Origin of the sequence: Kineococcus glutinatus, assembly GCF_039542765.1 — a bacterium.
GTDB classification, from domain to species: Bacteria; Actinomycetota; Actinomycetes; order Actinomycetales; family Kineococcaceae; genus Kineococcus_A; species Kineococcus_A glutinatus.
The window spans coordinates 1-2750 of record NZ_BAABIL010000056.1; the positions used below are offsets into that span (position 1 = coordinate 1).

At 78.0% G+C, this 2750-nt stretch carries 2 protein-coding genes; one reads left to right on the top strand and one right to left on the bottom strand.

The genetic code is table 11. The features are described 5' to 3' along the window. Positions 1 to 1691, top strand: a 1691-nt coding sequence (locus ABEB16_RS03015; protein ID WP_345710797.1) for a DUF6541 family protein, incomplete at its 5' end; no start/stop codon positions are given. Here ABEB16_RS03015 and ABEB16_RS03020 read toward each other — a convergent pair. Further along, the coding region (locus tag ABEB16_RS03020; RefSeq protein ID WP_345710798.1) for a glycosyltransferase at positions 1675 to 2750 on the bottom strand (1076 nt) is incomplete at its 5' end. The genes ABEB16_RS03015 and ABEB16_RS03020 overlap by 17 nt on opposite strands.

The following is a 2750-nucleotide window of genomic DNA, read 5'->3' on the forward strand; positions in this document are numbered from 1 at the left end:
CGGCGGCGGCCGCGCTGGCCGGGCGGGCCTGCGCCTTCGTGCTGGCGGCCCTGGCCGTGGACCGGGGCCTCGGCCGGCCCGACGCGGTGTCGCAGACGTTCGACGCGATGTTCCACCTCAACGCCGTGCAGCGGGTCCTCGACACCGGCGACGCCTCCCCGGCCTCGGTGGCCCGGCTGACGTCGCCGTCCGCGGCCTCCGCCTACTACCCGGCGGGCTGGCACGCGCTGGCCTCGCTGCTCGCGCTGGCCGGGGCGCCGGTGGTGGTGGCCGCCGACGTCCTCGTCCTCGTCGTGGCCGGGCTGGTGTGGCCGCTGTCGTGCCTGCTGCTGGTGCGCCGGCTCGCCGGGCCGGCGCCGGTGCCGCTGCTGCTGGCCGGCGTGCTCAGCCAGGCGTTCGTCGCCTTCCCCTGGCTGATCGACCGCTGGGGCGCGCTGTGGCCGCAGACGGTGGGCACGGCGGTGCTGCCCGCCGCGCTCGGCGCCCTGCTGCACGCCACCGGACCGCTGCACGCCACCGGACCGCTGCGCGGCGAGGACCCCGGCGAGGACCCCGGCGAGCACGCCACCGGCGCGCGGCTGCGCTCCCTGCTGCTGGCCGCGGCCGCCCTCGGTGCCGCCGTCGTCGGCCACCCCGGTTCCTTCCTGCTGGGGCTGCTGCAGTGCACCGCGCTCGTCGTGGTCACCGCGCTGCCGGGGGTGCTGCTGCCGTGGCGGCGCACCCGGGTGCGGTGGCCGGCGCTGGCCGGCCTCGTCGCCGGGGTGGTCGCCGTGGCGGGGGCGCTGGCGGCGCTGAGCCCGCGGCTGCGCACGATGACGAGCGCGGACTGGCCGGCCACCCGCAGCGTCGGCGACGCGGTCGTGGAGGAGCTCACCCACGCCCCCGCCGGTGCCGGCACCGGCGTCGTCGTCCCCGTCCTCGTCCTCGTGGGTCTGCTGGCCTGCCTCGCCCGGCCCCGCTGGCGCTGGCTGGTCCCGGCCCACCTGCTCGTCGCGGCCCTGGACGTCATCGCCGCCGGCACCGACGCGCCGTTCGCGCAGGTGGTGACGGGGCCCTGGTACAACGACCGCTTCCGGCTGGCCTCGACGGTGCCCGTCACCGGGGTGGCCCTGGCCGTGCTCGGGGCGCTGGTCCTCGGCCGGGTCCTCGCGCGGGTGCTGCGCCGCCGGGCCGGTGCCCTCGCGGGGGTGCTCGCCGTGGTGGCGGGCCTGGGCGCCGCGGTGCCGCAGGTGCGGGGCAACGGCGACCAGCTCGGCCTGACCAACGCCCGCGCCGAGCGCGACCCGGCGCTGTCCCTGGTGAGCCCGCGGGAGCAGCGCTTCTACGAGCGGCTGGACCGCTGGGTGCCCGCCGGGGCCGTCGTGGCCGGCACCCCGTGGGACGGCAGCGCCTACGCCTACGCCCTCTCCGGCGGGGTGCGGGTGCTGTACCCGCACATGCGCGGCAACCTCGGGGAGGACGCCCGCTTCCTCGCCGACCACCTGCAGGACGCCGCCACCGACCCCGCGGTGTGCGCGGCGCTGGCGCGCACCGGGGTGCGCTACGTCGTCGACGGCGGGCGGTTGTGGGACCCCCCGGGCCTGGCGCCGGCGGGGTACAGCGCCTTCCGGTCGTTCGCCGCCCGCCCGGGCTTCCGCCTCGTGGCGACCGGTGGCGGGGTGCGGCTCTACGAGATCACGGCGTGCTCGTGACCGCGCCGCCCGCCTCGGCGGCCGCGGCGGCGGGCACGAAGGGGGGCATCGGCCGCCACGAGGGGTCGCGGCGGACCGCGCGCCCGTCGAGCCAGCCGCGCACCAGCCGGCCGGCGCCGCGCACCTTGCGCTCGACGACGACGAGGCGCACGAGCTCCTTGGCGAAGATGAACGCCGTGCCCACCGCGAAGCCGGCGGGGAACAGCTCCCCGTGGGCGGCGAAGTAGCGGGCGATGTGCGCCCGGTTGCGCATGATGTGGTACCGGGTGAGGTCGCCACCGGCGTTGAGCTGGCGGGTGCCGATGCTGAGCTGGCGGATGTCGCGGGCCCGGCGCAGCACGAACTCGTCCACGACCGCGGAGCGGGTGGCGCGGGAGGCCAGCCAGCCGTAGATCGCGTCGTCCCAGCCGATGAAGAAGCGCGGGTCGGGCAGGCCGATGCGCTCCACGACGGAGCGGTGCACGAACATGCCCTCGAAGCAGCCGGAGCTGGCCGGGCTCCAGCCCAGCGGCTCGAAGCGCGGCGCGCCGACGATCTTGGGGACGCCGAGGAGCTGGTTGAACTCCGGCTGCCAGAAGAACGGCGAGCCGTCGTGGTCCCAGCGCCGCCCGTGCAGCACGCGGAAGGCCCCGGACCAGGACAGCAGCCGCGCCATGCCGTCGGGGAGCACCTCGACGTCGTCGTCCATGAGCCACAGCCACCGCGCGCCGTCCTCCAGCGCGGTGCGCACGCCCTCGCAGAAGCCGCCGGCGCCGCCGGTGTTGGTCTCCAGCCGCCGCACCAGGAGGACGTCGCCGAGCCGGTCGCGGGCGGCGGCGAGCACGTCGGGGGTGTGGTCGGAGCTGGCGTTGTCCACGACGACGACGCGCCCGGGCCGCTCGTCGGCGGCGGCGATGCTGGCCAGCAGGCCGCCCAGCAGGTCCGCCCGGTTGAACGTGACGACGACGATCGCCACGTCGTCCGCGGTCGCCGCCGGTGCGGGGCGCCCGGCGGGCGCGCCGTGCCGCTGCGGCGCCCCGCGCCCCGCCGTGCCGTCCGCCATGCTCGGTCCCCCTCGCG